Source organism: Stenotrophomonas maltophilia, from assembly GCF_023518235.1.
Classification (GTDB): domain Bacteria; phylum Pseudomonadota; class Gammaproteobacteria; order Xanthomonadales; family Xanthomonadaceae; genus Stenotrophomonas.
The window spans coordinates 1849130-1864804 of the sequence record NZ_CP090423.1 but is presented as its reverse complement, the minus strand read 5'-3'; the positions used below and the strand labels follow the sequence as shown (position 1 = coordinate 1864804).

The following is a 15675-nucleotide window of genomic DNA, read 5'->3' as shown; positions in this document are numbered from 1 at the left end:
TCACAACCACCTGGCGCGCTTGAACAGCCGGTACAGGCCCACACAGACGCCGCCCACGCCGACGATCATCAGCGGGTAAGCCCAGGGTTGGCTCAGCTCCGGCATATGGCTGAAGTTCATGCCATACCAGCTGGTGATCAGCGTCGGCGCGGCCAGCAGTGCGGCCCACGCACCCAGCCGCTTCACCGTCTCGCCCTGTGCCAGCGTCACCAGCGACAGGTTCACGCTCAATGCCGTGCCCAGCATCTCGCGCAGGGTATCGATCACGTCGCTGATGCGCACCGCATGGTCGTGCACATCGCGCACGTACAGCTTCACCTCGTCCGGAATCAGATCGCCCTGGTAACGCCGGATCTGCGCCAGCACGTCCTGAAGGGGCGCCACCGCCATGCGCATCTTGTTCAGTTCGCGCTTGAGTTCATACAGCCGCACCACCGTGCTGCGCTTGTAGTTGTCAGCGAAGATGTCCTTTTCCAGCAGGTCCAGGGTGTCGCGGAAGCGGTGCACGATCGGCAGGTAGTTGTCGACGACGAAGTCGGTGACCGCGTACAGGCAGTACGACGGGCCCATCTTCAACAGTTGTGGTTCGCGCTCGACGCGCGCGCGCACCGGCGCGTAGGACAGCGAGGCACCATGGCGCACCGTCACCAGGAAACGCGGGCCGAGGAAGGCGTGGGTTTCACCGTACTGGATGCGTTCGTCGACCATCTGCGCCGTGGTCACCACCACGAACAGCGAGTTGCCATAGGTCTCGACCTTGGGCCGCTGGTGCGCGTTGCGCGCATCCTCGATGGCCAGGTCGTGCAGGCAGAATTCCTCCTGCAGTTTCAGCAGTACATCGTCGTTGGGGTCGTACAGGCCGACCCAGACGAAGCCGTTGCCACTGGCGATGACATCGCTGATGGCATCCAGGCTGATGTCGTGGCGTCTGCCTTCGTCATCGTAGTGGACGCAGTTGATGACGCAGGTTGGGTTGGCCGAAGCGGGGGCCGAAGCAGTGGCGGGCAATGACATGCCCGCCATCGTGCGTCAGTGGCGTGTTTCGGACAAGTGAGGATGGCGCCCCAGCACCCAGGCTAACGCCACGTGGATCGGCAGCAGCAGCACGATCCACTGCACGTTGTACTGTGCCTGCAGGCTCAGCCAGTGCAGCACCAGCGCGGCCACGGCCTGCACCGCCAGCAGCCACAGCACGATCCTGAACATGCGCCCCGGCACGCGCCGGCGCAGCAGGGCGATGGCGCCCGGCAGCAGCAGCACCGCCAGCGGCGAAAGCAGCAGCAGGTTGCGGTTGGCCCAGGCCGCGTAGTGGATGCTGAAGCCCCACAGGAACACCAGCACGCCGCCGAACAGGGCACACAACAGCCAGAACGGCAGCGCCAGCCCCGCCAGCAGGCGTGGACGCCGCCGCAGCGCCAGCACACCGGCGGCGACGGCCAGGCCCAGCAGCAGCCAGGGCCACCAGCGGCGCGCAGTCTCCTTCGGTTCCGGATCGATGCGGTGCGGCAGCAGTTCCTGCTCGGACTGCACCAACGGCCGGCCATCACTGTTGCGCGCCTGGCGCAGTGCATCGGCCAGGCGCATCGGTACGAACGCTTCCTGCCAGCGCGACAGCGGCTGGTCGGCGAACGGCCCCAGACCAAGGTCGAAGCCCAGCCACATCCACGGTGCCGGCGAGGCCAGGCGCACCGACTCGCTGCGGTAGGTGTTGCCGCGCGAACGCCCGGCCAGCTGCGACTTCAGGCCGCCACCCAGCGCCTTGTCCAGGGTGTCGCGCACCATCGTGGCGCAGTTGGCGGTGTAGTAGTCGTAGTGGTAGCGCGCGTTTTCCGGCTTCGCGCGCTCGGCCAGATCGGCGGCCATCGCCCGCGCCTGGTCCGGGCGCAGGTCCAGCCACTGCACGCTGGCGCCTCGGCCGGTCTCGTCGTAGTACGACAGGTCCTGCTGCAACGGCAGCGCGACCAGGTAATACATCATCTCGCCGCGCACGAAGCGGCCGATGAAATCGTCCTCGGACGGATCGAAGTAGCCGAAGTTGTACGAAGTCGCCTGACCACTGACCGGATCGAGCACGACGATGGCGTCGTGGCCGAAGCGTTCGAAGAACACCGTGCCCGGCTGCATGGTCACCACGCCGATGCGCGGGGCGGGCGCCTCAGTGCCGGCAGGCGCCGCAGCGCCAGACGGGGCCGCCGCCGGCTGCGCGAAAGCGGCCAGCGGCAGGGCCATGGCCAGCACGCACAGTGCCAGCCAGAGGGTCACGATCAGACCGCGGCGCTTCAAGCGTCGTCCTGCGCGTCCGGCGGCAGCACGGTCACGTGGAAGGCCTGCACCCGGCGCGCATCGGCGCGGGCGACGCGGAACATGAAGCGGTCCAGTGCCAGCTCGTCGCCGACTTCCGGCAGATGGCCCACGGCCTCGGTGACCAGGCCGCCGATGGTGTCGTAGTCCTCATCGGAGAAGCTGGCCCCGAAGCGTTCGTTGAAGTCGCCGATCGGGGTCAGCGCATCGACCACGTACTGGCCGTCGGACTGGATGGCGATCTGCGCCGACGGATCCTCGGCCTCGTCATGCTCGTCGTCGATCTCGCCGACGATCTGCTCCAGCACGTCCTCGATGGTGACCAGGCCGGCAACACCGCCGTACTCGTCGACCACGATGGCCATGTGGTTGCGCGACAGGCGGAATTCCTTCAGCAGCACGTTGAGCTTCTTGGCTTCGGGAATCAGCACCGCCGGGCGCAGCAGCTCACGCACGTTGGCTGGCCCGTTGTCGGCCACTACGCCGCGCAGCAGGTCCTTGGCCAGCAGGATGCCAAGGATGTCGTCCTTGTTCTCGCCGTGCACCGGGAAGCGCGAATGGCCGGATTCGACCACCTGCTTCATCAGTTCCAGGAAGGGCGCCTCGACCGGCAGCGAGACCATCTGCGAGCGCGAGATCATCACGTCGCCCACGGTCAGCTCGGCCACCGAAATGGCGCCTTCCATCATCTTCAGGGTATCGGCGGCGATCAGACCCTCTTCCTGCGCGGTGTGCAGGACAGCGACCAGCTCGTCGCGGGTATGGGGTTCGCCGGAGAAGGCCGAGGTCAGGCGTTCAAGCCAGCCGCGCTTCTTTTCACTGGGCTCCTGTGCGGAGCTACTACTGTCGTCTTCTGACATCTCTGGAAAAAGGGCACCCGGCAAGCCGGGCGTTGGGCCCAGTCTAGCAGGATGTGGCGCCCTGTCAGTGACCGTCGCTGCCCGGGCCGGTGATCGGCGGTGGGGCCAGTTCAGGCCGGGCGGGGGCTTCTTCTTCGGGCAGGTCGAGGCTGTAGGTGCAGCCGGCCAGGGTCTTGCCGGGGTGGGAGGCCACGGTGGAGACGCTGAGGATGATCGACTCGATCTGGGCCTCGCCGGTCTTCGGGTCGGTCACGTCGCGGCTGACCAGCTCGCGCCCGGCCATGAACTTGCCATCCTGGTCGTAGCCGGTCTCCAGCTCCAGCCGCTTGGCCAGCGGCCGCGGGTCGGCCTGGTCGAGGATCGCCATGACGCTGGAACCGGCCACGGCCACATGCTCGGTGCGTTCCCCGAACACGCTGATCGGCTGCGCCAGCCGGTACTCGCTCATGAACTGGTTGCCCTGCGGCAGCGGCTGCAGGCCCTGGGCCACGGCCTTGAGCGGGTCGGCCAGCAGGGGCGCCAGCGCGGCCTGGTCGGTCACGCCCTGGCGGCATTCGATCAGGGCCGGCAGATCAAGCGCAGAGGCAGGGGCGGACACGGCAAGCAGCAGGGGCAGGGCAGTACGCAGCAGCACGAAAAGGTTTCCGTTGTAGAGCCGAGCGCCGGCTCGGCGTTGAAATGGCGCGTTCAGCGCTCGCCAGCGTAGGGGTCGGCGATGCCGAGCTCGGCCAGGATCTCGCGCTCCAGCTGTTCCATCGCTTCGGCTTCCTTGTCGTCCTCGTGGTCCCAGCCCAGCAGGTGCAGCACGCCGTGCACGGTCAGGTGCGCGTAGTGGGCATTGAGCGCCTTGCCCTGCTCGTCGGCCTCGCGGGCCACCACCGGCGCGCAGATCACCAGGTCGCCCAGCAGCGGGAATTTCACGCCCTTGGGCAGGCCTTCGGGCACTTCGGCCGGGAAGCTGAGCACGTTGGTGGCGTAGTCCTTGCCGCGGTAGTGGCGGTTCAGCGACTGTCCTTCCTTGGCATCGACCACGCGGATGGCCAGGTCGGCCTCGCGGATGCGGCCCTTCAGCGCGGCCGCCACCCACTTGCGGAAACTTACCGCCGACGGCAGGCCGGCACGGGGCAGGGCGTAACTGACGGCGACATCCAGTCGCACAGGACCACGAGTCATGGAGTCGCTCCAGGTTGGATCTGATGCAGGTCGCGGCGATCGTAGGCGCTGACGATGCGCGCCACCAGCGGGTGGCGGACCACGTCGCGCGATTCGAAGAAGGTGAAGCTGACGCCGTCGACGTCACGCAGCACATCGATGGCATCGCGCAGGCCCGACTTCACATGCTTGGGCAGGTCGGTCTGGGTCAGGTCGCCGGTCACCACTGCGGTGGAGCCGTAGCCGAGGCGGGTCAGGAACATCTTCATCTGCTCGATGGTGGTGTTCTGCGCTTCGTCCAGGATCACGAACGCATCGTTGAGCGTGCGCCCGCGCATGTACGCCAGCGGCGCGATCTCGATGACGTTCCGTTCCAGCAGCTTGACCACCTTCTCCACGCCCATCATCTCGTACAGCGCGTCATACAGCGGGCGCAGATAGGGGTCCACCTTCTGGCTCAGGTCACCGGGCAGGAAGCCCAGCTTCTCGCCGGCCTCCACCGCCGGACGCACCAGGATCAGGCGCTGCACCCGTGATTCGTTCAGTGCTTCCACCGCGCTGGCGACGGCCAGGAAGGTCTTGCCGGTACCGGCCGGGCCGATGCCGAAGTTGATGTCATGGGTGGCGATCTGGTGCAGGTAGCGGCCCTGGTTGGCGCCGCGGCCGCGCACCGTGCCGCGCTTGACCTTGATCGCCACGTCCTGTGCCTCATAGGAGCGCTCGGCGATCTGCTCGAGATTGGCCTGCGCCAGGCGCAGGTGGATGGCGTGGTTGTCGAAGGTGGTCTCGGCGGTCTCGGCGTACAGCGCCTCGATCAGCTTCTGTGCCTCGACGATGGCGTCCTTCGGGCCGCTGATGCGGAACACGAAGCCACGGTTGGCGATTTCCACGCCCAGTTTCAGTTCGATCTGTCGCAAATGACCGTCGAACGGGCCACACAGGTTGGCCAGCCGCTCATTGTCTTCCGGCGACAGGGTGAAGTCTCGATGCTCGATGCTTTTCATTGCTCGGGGTGGGGCGGACGCCTTCCACCGCAGTGTCTTCAAGGGGAAACAAGGGTAGCGCGCGGGTGCGCGGACGGCCAGCACGGGCGCGCGGGGAAGTTCTCCACACCGGGTGTGGACGGCACCTGCGCAAACCTGTGGATAGACCTCGCCACTGCTTGTGCCACAAGCGGTATGAGCCGGTGGTGAAAAAAGCGTCACGGAGATTGGCCGCCGGGGCGCCGGAAACTTGACGGCAGCCCCGTGCGGGGACGAGTATCGGCCCCGAGCCCCAAGGGAACAGGGTCTTCCACCCGGTCCTGCGCTGTGCGCGGACTGCCTGCCTGGCCACCTCCGGAATCCCGGCGGCGGTGCGGCCAGGTGCAGGGGGAAGCAGGCAGGCAAGCCATCGCCAGGACAGGAGTGCCTGGCTCAGGAGACGTCATGGATGCTTCACACGCGCGAGTCGCACTCGCTTCGCTGGCCGGGCTGGAGCCCGAGCGCCAGCTGCACCGTCTGCAGGCCGAGGGCCTGCCCCCGTTGCTCGTTGAACAATGGTGGGGCCACGAGCGCCTCGGTGACGGATTCGATTACTGGGTGGATGTGCTGCATGTGGATGCCGGCCTGCCCATCAGTGAGGGACCCGGGCGCAAGGCGACGCTGATCACCCGGCTGGATGACGGCCAGGACCATGTCCGTTGCGGTTACATCGCCGCGATGCGCCTGCTGGATACCGACGGGGGGCTGGCGCGCTACCGTCTGCACTGTGTGCCGTGGACCTGGCTGCTGGGGCATGCCCGGCACAGCCGTGTGTACCAGGCGCGCAGCGTGCGCGAGATTGTCGAGGACGTGCTGGGCGGGCATGCCGAACTGGCCCGCTGGCGCTGGAGCGATGATGCGGTGGCCGACCTGGCCGCCGCACCGGCGCGCAGCTACTGCGTGCAGTACCGGGAATCGGACCTGGCCTTCGTGCAGCGCCTGCTGGCCGAAGAGGGGATTGCCGGTGCCTTCCAGAACGACGCCGAGGGCGCACTGACGCTTGTGCTGTTCTCCGACAGCAGCGCGCAGCCGGAAAATCCGCAGTCGGCCCGCGACGGCGGTATCCGCTTCCATCGCCATGACGGCACCGAGCAGGCCGATGCTCTGCAGGCACTGGGCGCGCGTCGGCAGCTGGGCAGCAACCGGCTGTCACTGGTCACCAGCGATTACAAGGGGCCGGTCGTCCGCCATGCGCAGCTGCCGTTGCAGGGCGCCGGCCACAGTTCGCGCGAAGTCTACGATCCGGCTGGTGCGCATGCCTTCGCCGACGCCGGTGATGGCCAGCGACGGGCCCGGCTGGCCGCCGAAGCCCATGAAGCCGGGTTGGGCGGATGGTGGGGGGCGGGCACTGTCCGCAGCCTGCAGGCGGGCTGGTTCATCCGTGTGCTGGCTACGGGCACCGGTTCGGCGCCGGTGATCCTGCCCACCGAGATACTCCATCATGGCTGCAACCCGCTACCGGTCGCGCAAGGGCGCGATCAGCCGCGTGCGGCGCCGCCGGCCCGCTGGCTTTCCGCCAGCGTCGCGCTGCCCGGTGCGCCGCTGGAAGCAAGCCCGGCGATGGGCTACGCCAACCGGTTCCGTGCCGTCGACCAGCAGCAGCGCTGGCGTCCGGTCCTGCTCGACGGCACCGGGCAGCGGCTCAACCCGCGCCCGATCGCGCCCGGTCACCAGAGCGCCACAGTGGTGTCCGGCGCAGGCCGCGACGACGCCGACCTGCATGCCGACAGCCAGGGCCGGATACGGGTCCGCCTGCATCTGCAGGGGGCCTCCGATGCGGCTGCCACCTGCTGGATGCGGGTGGCACAACGCTACGCCGGGCCGGGTGTAGGGGCGCAGTTCCTGCCCCGCGTGGGCCAGGAAGTGCTGGTGGGTTTCCTGGATGGTGACATCGACCGGCCGCTGGTGCTCGGTGCCCTCTACAACGGCCGTGGCGACGCCGGTATCGCCCCCACGCCTGCCGGGGCTGCCGCGGCGGACAGTGGCAGCAGTATGTTCAAGCAGGCTGCCGACAACCGTCCGAGCGCGCAGGGCAACGCGGCCGGTGGTCACGCGCCGGCCTGGCACGCCATGGCCGCCGGCGACGACCAGCATCGGCACGCCGGTGCGTTGTGGGGCATCCAGTCACGGGAATGGTCCGGCAGTGGCTACAACCGCCTGGTCTTCGACGATACCGATGCACAGCTGCGCCTGCAGCTGGCCAGCAGCCAGGCCCACAGCGAGCTGAACCTGGGGCACCTGCTGCACCAGGCCGACAACCATCGCGGTTCCCTGCGCGGTGAGGGCGTGGAACTGCGCAGCGATGCCTGCTGGGGTGCGCTGCGCGCCGAACGTGGCGCCTGGTTGAGCGCACGCCCGCATACCGCGTTGTCGCCGGCCGGCGAAGCGGTGCCCGCAGGCGCGCTGCTGCAGCAGGCCACCACGCTGGCGGCCTCCAGTCACAACGTGGCCGCGGTCCACCGCACCGTCGGCCTGGCCAGCCATGCACCGCCGGACGACAGCGCCGGCCTGGCCGGCCTGCAGCGGATTGCCCGTGCCGTCGTGCCAGGGCAGAGCTATGACCAGGCCCGCGCAGGCAGCGATGACCGCGCCACGGCCGGCAACATCCCGCACACCCGTGAACCCACGCTGGGGCTGCATGGCCATGCCGGTCTGGCGATGGTCACCGGTCAGGGCCTGCACTGGAGCAGCGCCTGCCAGGTGGTCCTGGCCAGTGGCCAGCACAGTGACGCCAGCGTGGCCGGCAACGCGCGCCTGCACGCGACGCAGGCGGTCGGCCTGCTGGCCGCCAGCGGTCGGGGGTTTGCCGGCGATGCGGCATTGACCCTGGTAGCGGGGCAGGCAGCGCTGGACGTCCGCGCCCAGTCCGCTGCGATCACCGTGCAGTCGCGGGCGGCGTTGCGTGCCGCCAGCGCCCAGGCCGCAGTCGAGCTGGCCGCGCCGCGCACCCTGCACATCGCCACCGCCGGTGGCGCCAGCCTCACCCTGGAAGGTGGCAACCTGGTGGTGAACTGTCCCGGCACCATCACCGTCCATGCCGGACAGAAATCCTTCGTCGGGCCCGCGCAGCTCAGCTACGCGCTCCCGGACATGCCGACCAGCACCCTCAGCGAGCAGATTCCGAAGCTGGCCTTCCGCCTGCAGGACATTCCGGGACCACAGGGGCATCCGCTGGCAGGCCAGCCCTGGAAGATCGTGCGTACCCGCCAGGCGCTGGACGAGGACATGCGTGATGGCGCGCTGGTACCAGGCAACTGGGCCGAGACCGTTGCCGAAGGGCAGGCCGACGAGCAGGGCGAGGTCAGCCTGGATGACACCCTGTGCGCGAAGATCTGGAACGATGCCGGCCGGTTCCCGGGGCGCCTGTTCCTGGTGCATGGGATCGACGTGATTCCCCTGCAGCGTCCGCGCCCCTACAGCAGTTCGCCGGGCGTGCGCGCCACCATGGACACGCTCGAAGCGATCAACTACGGCAAGACCCTGGCCGACCTTCCCGATGACGCGGCGCTGCATGCCTACCGGCAGCGCGCCGAGTACGAATTCCAGTCGCACATCGACGCCGACCCGGCCCAGCGCAAGGAGATCCAGTGATGGCAGACGGCACCAAGCTGGGCAGCGTCCCGCATAACGCATTGACCTGCCTTGACGGGCAGAAGGGCACCACCAGCGGTGACTATTACGCGCCACCGGACCGGCAGTTCGCGCCGGTGCGGAGCGGCAACAAGGTTGACGCCTACACCGACGGCCGCTCGGCGATGAAGGCGATGGCCGATGCCATCCGCGGCGCGCAGAAGTTCATCTTCATCGCCGACTGGCAGATGAACTTTGACACCGAGCTGGACAGCCGCGGTGGTGCCCACGCCAGCCGCCTGAGCGAACTGCTGTTCGATGCCATCAACCAGCGCGGCGTGGACGTGCGGGTGCTGCTCTACGACAGTGTCGAGGCGGCGGCCTACACCCACGAGAACGAAGCGCGCACGGCCCTGTACAAGATGCAGGATGCCAACACCCCGGGGCAGGTGCAGGTTGGCCTGCACAACCCGGCCACCGGCCGCACCGATGCCTTCAACATCGCCTTCTCGCACCACCAGAAGATCCTGGTGGTGGACGGGAAGATCGGCTTCGTCGGCGGCCTGGACATCGCCCACGGGCGCTGGGACGACGGCAACTTCGACGTGGTCTGCGACCCGAAGCTGCATGTGCTCAATGACCACTACAACAACTGCTTGAGCAAGTTTCGGGGCATGACGAGTGCCGAGCAGGACCTGACCCTGGACAAGCCCGATACCAGCCCGGACGCGGTCGGCCGTGTCCGCCCCGGCTTTGCCCAGGCATACGTGCCGGGCCTGGCCATCGCGCTGGACCGGATGAAGGCGCAGTGGGATGCAGGCGCCGCACTGGCCGAACTGCAGGACTATGCGGACAAGCTGGGCGTTCCCGACGCGCTGGAACGCGAAGGCATCCGCAAGCTCGCCGAAATGGTCATTCCGGGCATGGAAGAGGCGGTCAAGGTACAGCGTTCGGTCGCCAAGACCTTCCTGGCCATTCAAGGGTGGTTGACCGAGATCGAAAAGGAATACGCCGACGTCATCGCCGCCTCCAACCGGGCCGCCGACGAAGCGGTCAAGCTGAACGTCGGCGAGGCGGCTGCCGCCGCCGGGCGTGCGGTGGAAGGCTTCACGAAGATCCAGGCGAAGAAGTTCGGCGAGTGGGTCGACGAGCGCAAGGCCGCGATCAAGGACGTCATTCTGGGCCCGATCAAGACGGCCACCACCGTTGTGGGATACGTGCGCGATCCTGACTCGCTGGTCAAGGATGCCAAGACCAAATATGACGAGATCGAGAACAAGTTCAACAAGGCCAAACAAGCGTGGGAATCGCTGGTGAAGTGGATCAACGAGCCGGTGGATCGCATCCAGCGCCTGCTCGACAGTGGCCGCCAGCCGCGCATGCCGTGGCAGGACGTGCACGCGCGCCTGCAGGGCCCGGCGGTGTTCGATATCTGCCGCAACTTCATGCACCGCTGGAACGCGATGGTCTGGCAGAACCAGCGCGGCGACCGTGAAATCGGCACGGCGGTGCGCAAGGTCCTGAACCGTGGCATCCGCGGCGCCAACGACTGGATGGGCGCAGGCCTGCCGGAGCAGACCACGCTGGCACGTGGCATGGAACTGACGCCGTTGAGCGATCAATGGCTGCAGTCGATGGGCGGCATGCAGGCTTTGTTCGGTGACCTGGCCCGGCCTGGCACGGCCGGCGACGTCACCGTACAGATCGTGCGTTCCTCGGGCACGGCATTGCATGCGCTGGAGAAGAAGGGCTGCAAGGAACTCGGCCTGAACCTGGACGATGCCAGTTGCCTGCAGCCGTACTGGGAGCGCAACCAGCCGATGCACTCCATCCTTGATGCGATGGTCAACTGCATCGCCTCGGCGCGTGCTTTTGTCTACCTCGAGACCCAGTTCCTGATTTCCGAATGCGGTTGGTCCGACGCTGAGGCGGGCAGTACAGTGGAGACGGCGATCAAGGGCGGTGAACGGCGGCCCATGACCAAGGCCGAAAAAAAGAAGGCCGGCTACGTCGACAAAGGCGTGGCCATGAGTGGGCCCATCGGGAAAACCGGCGTCGTGCAGGACCTGGTGAAGCGCAAGCAGGGCGTGAAGTCAGCGGCCAGCAACCCGCTGGTGGCGGCGATCGCCGCGCGCATCCGCCGTGCCATCGTGGCCGGACAGGGCTTCCATGTGTACATCACCTTGCCCGTGCATCCGGAAGGCAGCCTGTTCGACGGTGCCGTGCTGAAGCAGCAGTACTGGGTGCAGCAGACCCTGTTGCGTGGCGACGACAGCCTGATCCGGCGCATCTGCCGTTCACTGATCGCGCGCGACAAGGACATCCGCGAGGCGAGCGTGGAAGAGGCCGATCTGCAGGCAGAGGTGAAGGCCGGGCGCTGGAAGGAATATCTGTCGGTAATGAACCTGAGAAGCTATGGGGTCCTTGCCGACGTCAACCATAAGAACCACTACACACCGCATACGATCGGCGCGGATCAGGCCACCCCCTTGTACGTGGTGACCGAGCAGTGTTACGTACACTCCAAGCTGCTGATCGTGGACGACGCTGTGGCCATCATTGGAAGTGCGAACTGCAACGACCGCAGCCTGCTGGGCACGGGCGATACCGAGATCGCCGCCGTGATCGTGGATGGTGCGGCCAAGTCGATGGACCTGGGCAATGGCTTGCAGGTGATAACCCGGAAGTTTGCGCGGGATCTTCGGATGAAGCTCTGGAGGAAGTTCCTGGGGGAAGAGATCGAGGATGTTCCTGGAAAGCTGCAAGGTTACACCGCCGTGGAGGGCAACCCAAATCATCCTCCTTTCCGGAAAAAGTCGTCTCTTGTAGACGTTGGAAAACCTGCGTCTGGGGCAACTTGGAAGAAGGTGCAAGGGATCGCTGAGTTCAATGCTTCGTTGTATCAGCGTGTGTTTCCCAATGTGCCGCGAGACGCAATGAGTCGCTACGATGCAGTATTCAGTGGCTTTCCGTCGGCAGGGTTGGTTGACGATGGGAATAAGGTAGGCAGGATGCTCTATGCGCAGCCCTCGGATCTTTCGCCAGAGTTCATGCGCGAAGTGAGTGAGGTCGTCAACGCGCGTACGTTGAAGGTAGGGCGCCACAATGTGGAGAAAGTGATGTCATTTTTGGGTCCCAGCAACCTGGAGGGTGGTTTGAAGGGATTCTGGGTGGCAATGCCTTTGATGTGGGGGCATGGAATGGACGATCCGGCGGCTCTGATGCCAACGGAGATCATCGCGAACGTGCGAGTTCCAGCGGGCCCAGCATCGGGTACGCTGATGGCAAGTCGCCAAGACGGCAACGACGAAGGGCATCAGGCATGAAAGTTGGGTGCATCTCTGCAACATTACTCGTAGTCGGCACGCTCGCCGCCAGCGCGACTGCTCGCGCTGCCTGTAACGATGTTGAAGCTCCCTTGGTGGCACCTGCAGCCGGAATGGAAATGCGGCTGTCGCCATCAAACGCGGAAAAGGTCACTTACCGGCTTCCAAGGATTACTGAGGACAGGAGGGTGAGTCTTCCGGAAATTGTGCCGGATGCTTCTCTGGTTCGTAACCGAGGGTTTGATCGGGATGGTGGACAGATCATCTATCTTGAGTCGGACGGTAAGGGCGGGAAGCGTGTTTGCCGGGTTGAGAACTGGGCAAGAAGATCGGTAGCAGATGCAGGTGCGTCCTCTCCAGCGGGGAAGGAGTTGCCGCCAGAGAATCCAGTTGTGATGAAGGTTTTTCCCTACTTCTACCTCGATGAAGTTCGTGCATATTCATACGATTCAGCGGGTAGGCTGGGGGAAGTCCGGTTGTCCCGACCGATGTTTCAAGGCGGGCGGGAGGACAGTGTCCGGGACTTCTATCGAATGAGTGTTCCAGAAGCCTGTGTTCGTTATGACAACGCTGGTCGCGTAATCATGGTTTCTGGGTCGCCGGGGGCGGAGGTGTCATTGAAGCCCGGTTTCCAATGTTCGAATCTCAGCATGGAATTGGTGCCGTCTCAGGTCACCGGGTACACCTACTATCCAGATGGTCGCGTTGAAGTCATGGATATGCGCAAGCCAAATTCAACTGCTGCACAGAAGGGCACGCCGCTCGTTCTGCCAGCGGGCGGCGACGAGCGCAATGGCACTTGGTCTGGGCAGGGGGTGGTCTACTTGAAGGACGGCAGCGCTGATCAGATTCTTCGTGAAGTTCACTTCGATTCCAACGAAAAGCATGGATTGGTTCGCTTGAAGAGCTATTCTGCGACCATTGCGCCCTTCGACGTGACGCCGATTTTTTCGCAGAGAGCCTCCACACAAAGCGAGGTGCTTCGCTACACGTTTCCCGCCGAGGCCGTACCATTGAGTGCCGCAGGTGCGCAGTTCAGTGGAATTGGTGGTTACACACGTGTGCGCAGTTATCAGCATCGCACCGGGGGCGAGATCTATGAGATCTTCGCTCCCAGCGCGAAGTATCCCCGTGAACGCCAGTGGCGTACGCTGGACCTGAATCGTCAGGAGAACTACGACGCAAATGGCAAGCTCACGCGCGTGATCCTGTCCGGTCCGGTATCCGATGACGACGGCTACACCGAAAACCTGCGCGCCTACGCCGAGAAGGGCATATTGAAGCTCACGCCCCTCACCAGCGGTTACAGCTCTTACCGCGTGTATGACTACGACGCTGCCGGCAAAGAGACCCTGTCGTTCGTGTGCTGGCGCTATGAAGTCTCGACCAACAAGCCCTACGCCCATTTCCCTTGGTGGGAGCCTGATCCTCGGCCTAAGCGCAGTCGTGAAGCCGAACTGCAGTACGGCAGGACGCAGGTCGGTACACGCTGCGGTACGCCAGACGGCAAGATGAGCGTGGAGGGCATGGGCCCGGTGAAGAAGCTGATGGAAACCAAGTACGGGTTTGGGACGACCAAGCTGGGGTTGCCGGGCGAGTAGGGCGAGACTTCCATCTCGAACTCGTGACAGGTGCCGGCCTGCCGGAGCAGACCACGCTGGCACGTGGCATGGAGCTGACGCCGTTGAGCGATCAATGGCTGCAGTCGATGGGCGGCATGCAGGCGTTGTTCGGTAACCTGGCCCGGCCGGGCACGGTCGGCGACGTCACCGTACAGATCGTGCGTTCCTCGGGCACGGCATTGCATGCGCTGGAGAGGAAGGGCTGCAAGGAACTCGGCCTGAACCTGGACGATGCCAGTTGCCTGCAGCCGTACTGGGAGCGCAACCAGCCGATGCACTCCATCCTTGATGCGATGGTCAACTGCATCGCCTCGGCGCGTGCTTTTGTCTACCTCGAGACCCAGTTCCTGATTTCCGAATGCGGTTGGTCCGACGCTGAGGCGGGCAGGACAGTGGAGACGGCGATCAAGGGCGGTGAACGGCGGCCCATGACCAAGGCCGAAAAAAAGAAGGCCGGCTACGTCGACAAAGGCGTGGCCATGAGTGGGCCCATCGGGAAAACCGGCGTCGTGCAGGACCTGGTGAAGCGCAAGCAGGGCGTGAAGTCAGCGGCCAGCAACCCGCTGGTGGCGGCGATCGCCGCGCGCATCCGCCGTGCCATCGTGGCCGGACAGGGCTTCCATGTGTACATCACCTTGCCCGTGCATCCGGAAGGCAGCCTGTTCGACGGTGCCGTGCTGAAGCAGCAGTACTGGGTGCAGCAGACCCTGTTGCGTGGCGACGACAGCCTGATCCGGCGCATCTGCCGTTCACTGATCGCGCGCGACAAGGACATCCGCGAGGCGAGCGTGGAAGAGGCCGATCTGCAGGCAGAGGTGAAGGCCGGGCGCTGGAAGGAATATCTGTCGGTAATGAACCTGAGAAGCTATGGGGTGCTTGCCGACGTCAACCATAAGAACCACTACGCACCGCATACGATCGGCGCGGATCAGGCCACCCCCTTGTACGTGGTGACCGAGCAGTGTTACGTACACTCCAAGCTGCTGATCGTGGACGACGCCGTGGCCATCATTGGAAGTGCGAACTGCAACGACCGCAGCCTGCTGGGCACGGGCGATACCGAGATCGCCGCAGTGATCGTGGATGGTGCGGCCAAGTCGATGGACCTGGGCAATGGCCTGCAGGTGATAACCCGGAAGTTTGCGCGGGATCTTCGGATGAAGCTCTGGAGGAAGTTCCTGGGGCAGGCGCTTGAGACGAAGCCTGAGAAGGGGGGGGGAGCAGTTCGTCTTTTCTAGTGCAACCGAAGACTACTACCCTTGGTTCAGCGAAAAAGTTCCAACCCTGGAGGTCGACAAACCGGCAAATGCCAAAACTTGGACGGGAATCAGGGAACTCGCGGATGCCAATTCGGAAGCCTATCAGCGTGTCTTCACGAATGTCCCCCGCGACTCATTCCCTCGCTACGACTCTGTGTTTCATGGATTCCCGGCGGCAGGTCTTAGTGACAAAGGGCACGTGCGGCGCATGCTCTACGCGCAGCCGGCAGATCTGCAGCCAGACTTCATGCAGGAGCCAAGTGTTGTGAACGACTACGTGACCGGTGCAGTGGGGCGGCATGACGTGCGTAAGGCGACGGATTTCCTCAGAGGTACCCAAACGCGCCGCGGGATTCAGGGCTTCTGGGTGACCATGCCACTCCTCTGGGGGAGTGAGATGGATGATCCGGCTGCAGCGATGCCGAACGAGATCATCGCGGTCGTACCTATTGAGGGAAATCGGTCAACTGAACTAGCGTACTCCGGTCGACATGGTTCTTGGGGACACGGAGAGCAGGTATGAGTGGGCATCTACTGTTGAGGGCGATGGTGGCCTTGGGGGC

Annotated in this window: 11 protein-coding genes; 5 read left to right on the top strand and 6 right to left on the bottom strand. The window is 65.1% G+C overall.

From position 1 onward, the window contains the following. From LZ605_RS08875 to LZ605_RS08850, 6 genes are all read right to left on the bottom strand, one after another. Complete coding sequence (locus LZ605_RS08875) at positions 1-1023, bottom strand: magnesium and cobalt transport protein CorA (protein WP_249844523.1); 1023 nt, start codon at positions 1021-1023, stop codon at positions 1-3. Between the two features lie 6 nt (positions 1024-1029). After that, positions 1030-2283, bottom strand: coding sequence for a DUF4105 domain-containing protein (locus LZ605_RS08870; RefSeq protein WP_249844522.1), 1254 nt, complete (start codon positions 2281-2283; stop codon positions 1030-1032). Next, positions 2280-3161, bottom strand: coding sequence for an HlyC/CorC family transporter (locus LZ605_RS08865; protein WP_107230401.1), 882 nt, complete (start codon positions 3159-3161; stop codon positions 2280-2282). Before LZ605_RS08865 ends, LZ605_RS08870 begins: the two co-directional genes overlap by 4 nt. Positions 3162-3225: 64 nt before the next feature. Further along, a complete protein-coding gene (locus tag LZ605_RS08860) occupies positions 3226-3792 on the bottom strand; it encodes a hypothetical protein (RefSeq protein ID WP_409461431.1) in 567 nt (188 codons plus the stop codon). Between the two features lie 56 nt (positions 3793-3848). Further along, positions 3849-4334, bottom strand: a complete 486-nt coding sequence (ybeY, locus tag LZ605_RS08855; RefSeq protein ID WP_107230403.1) for an rRNA maturation RNase YbeY — start codon at positions 4332-4334, stop codon at positions 3849-3851. Next, positions 4331-5317, bottom strand: coding sequence for a PhoH family protein (locus tag LZ605_RS08850; protein WP_249844520.1), 987 nt, complete (start codon positions 5315-5317; stop codon positions 4331-4333). Before LZ605_RS08850 ends, ybeY begins: the two co-directional genes overlap by 4 nt. A 423-nt stretch (positions 5318-5740) precedes the next feature. Here LZ605_RS08850 and LZ605_RS08845 point away from each other — a divergent pair, with 423 nt between their 5' ends. The 5 genes from LZ605_RS08845 (at position 5741) to LZ605_RS08825 (ending at position 15635) form a co-directional block, all read left to right on the top strand. Beyond that, positions 5741-8926, top strand: coding sequence for a type VI secretion system Vgr family protein (locus LZ605_RS08845; RefSeq protein WP_249844519.1), 3186 nt, complete (start codon positions 5741-5743; stop codon positions 8924-8926). Then, positions 8926-12231 (top strand): phospholipase D-like domain-containing protein, encoded by a 3306-nt coding sequence (locus LZ605_RS08840; RefSeq protein ID WP_249844518.1) that lies wholly within the window; start codon positions 8926-8928, stop codon positions 12229-12231. Before LZ605_RS08845 ends, LZ605_RS08840 begins: the two co-directional genes overlap by 1 nt. A 113-nt stretch (positions 12232-12344) precedes the next feature. Beyond that, complete coding sequence (locus LZ605_RS08835; protein ID WP_249844517.1) at positions 12345-13832, top strand: hypothetical protein; 1488 nt, start codon at positions 12345-12347, stop codon at positions 13830-13832. A gap of 23 nt (positions 13833-13855) precedes the next feature. After that, positions 13856-15091, top strand: coding sequence for a phospholipase D-like domain-containing protein (locus LZ605_RS08830; RefSeq protein WP_249844516.1), 1236 nt, complete (start codon positions 13856-13858; stop codon positions 15089-15091). Continuing rightward, a complete protein-coding gene (locus LZ605_RS08825) occupies positions 15045-15635 on the top strand; it encodes a hypothetical protein (RefSeq protein WP_249844515.1) in 591 nt (196 codons plus the stop codon). The genes LZ605_RS08830 and LZ605_RS08825 overlap by 47 nt, the downstream gene beginning before the upstream one ends. Positions 15636-15675: the final 40 nt, after the last annotated feature.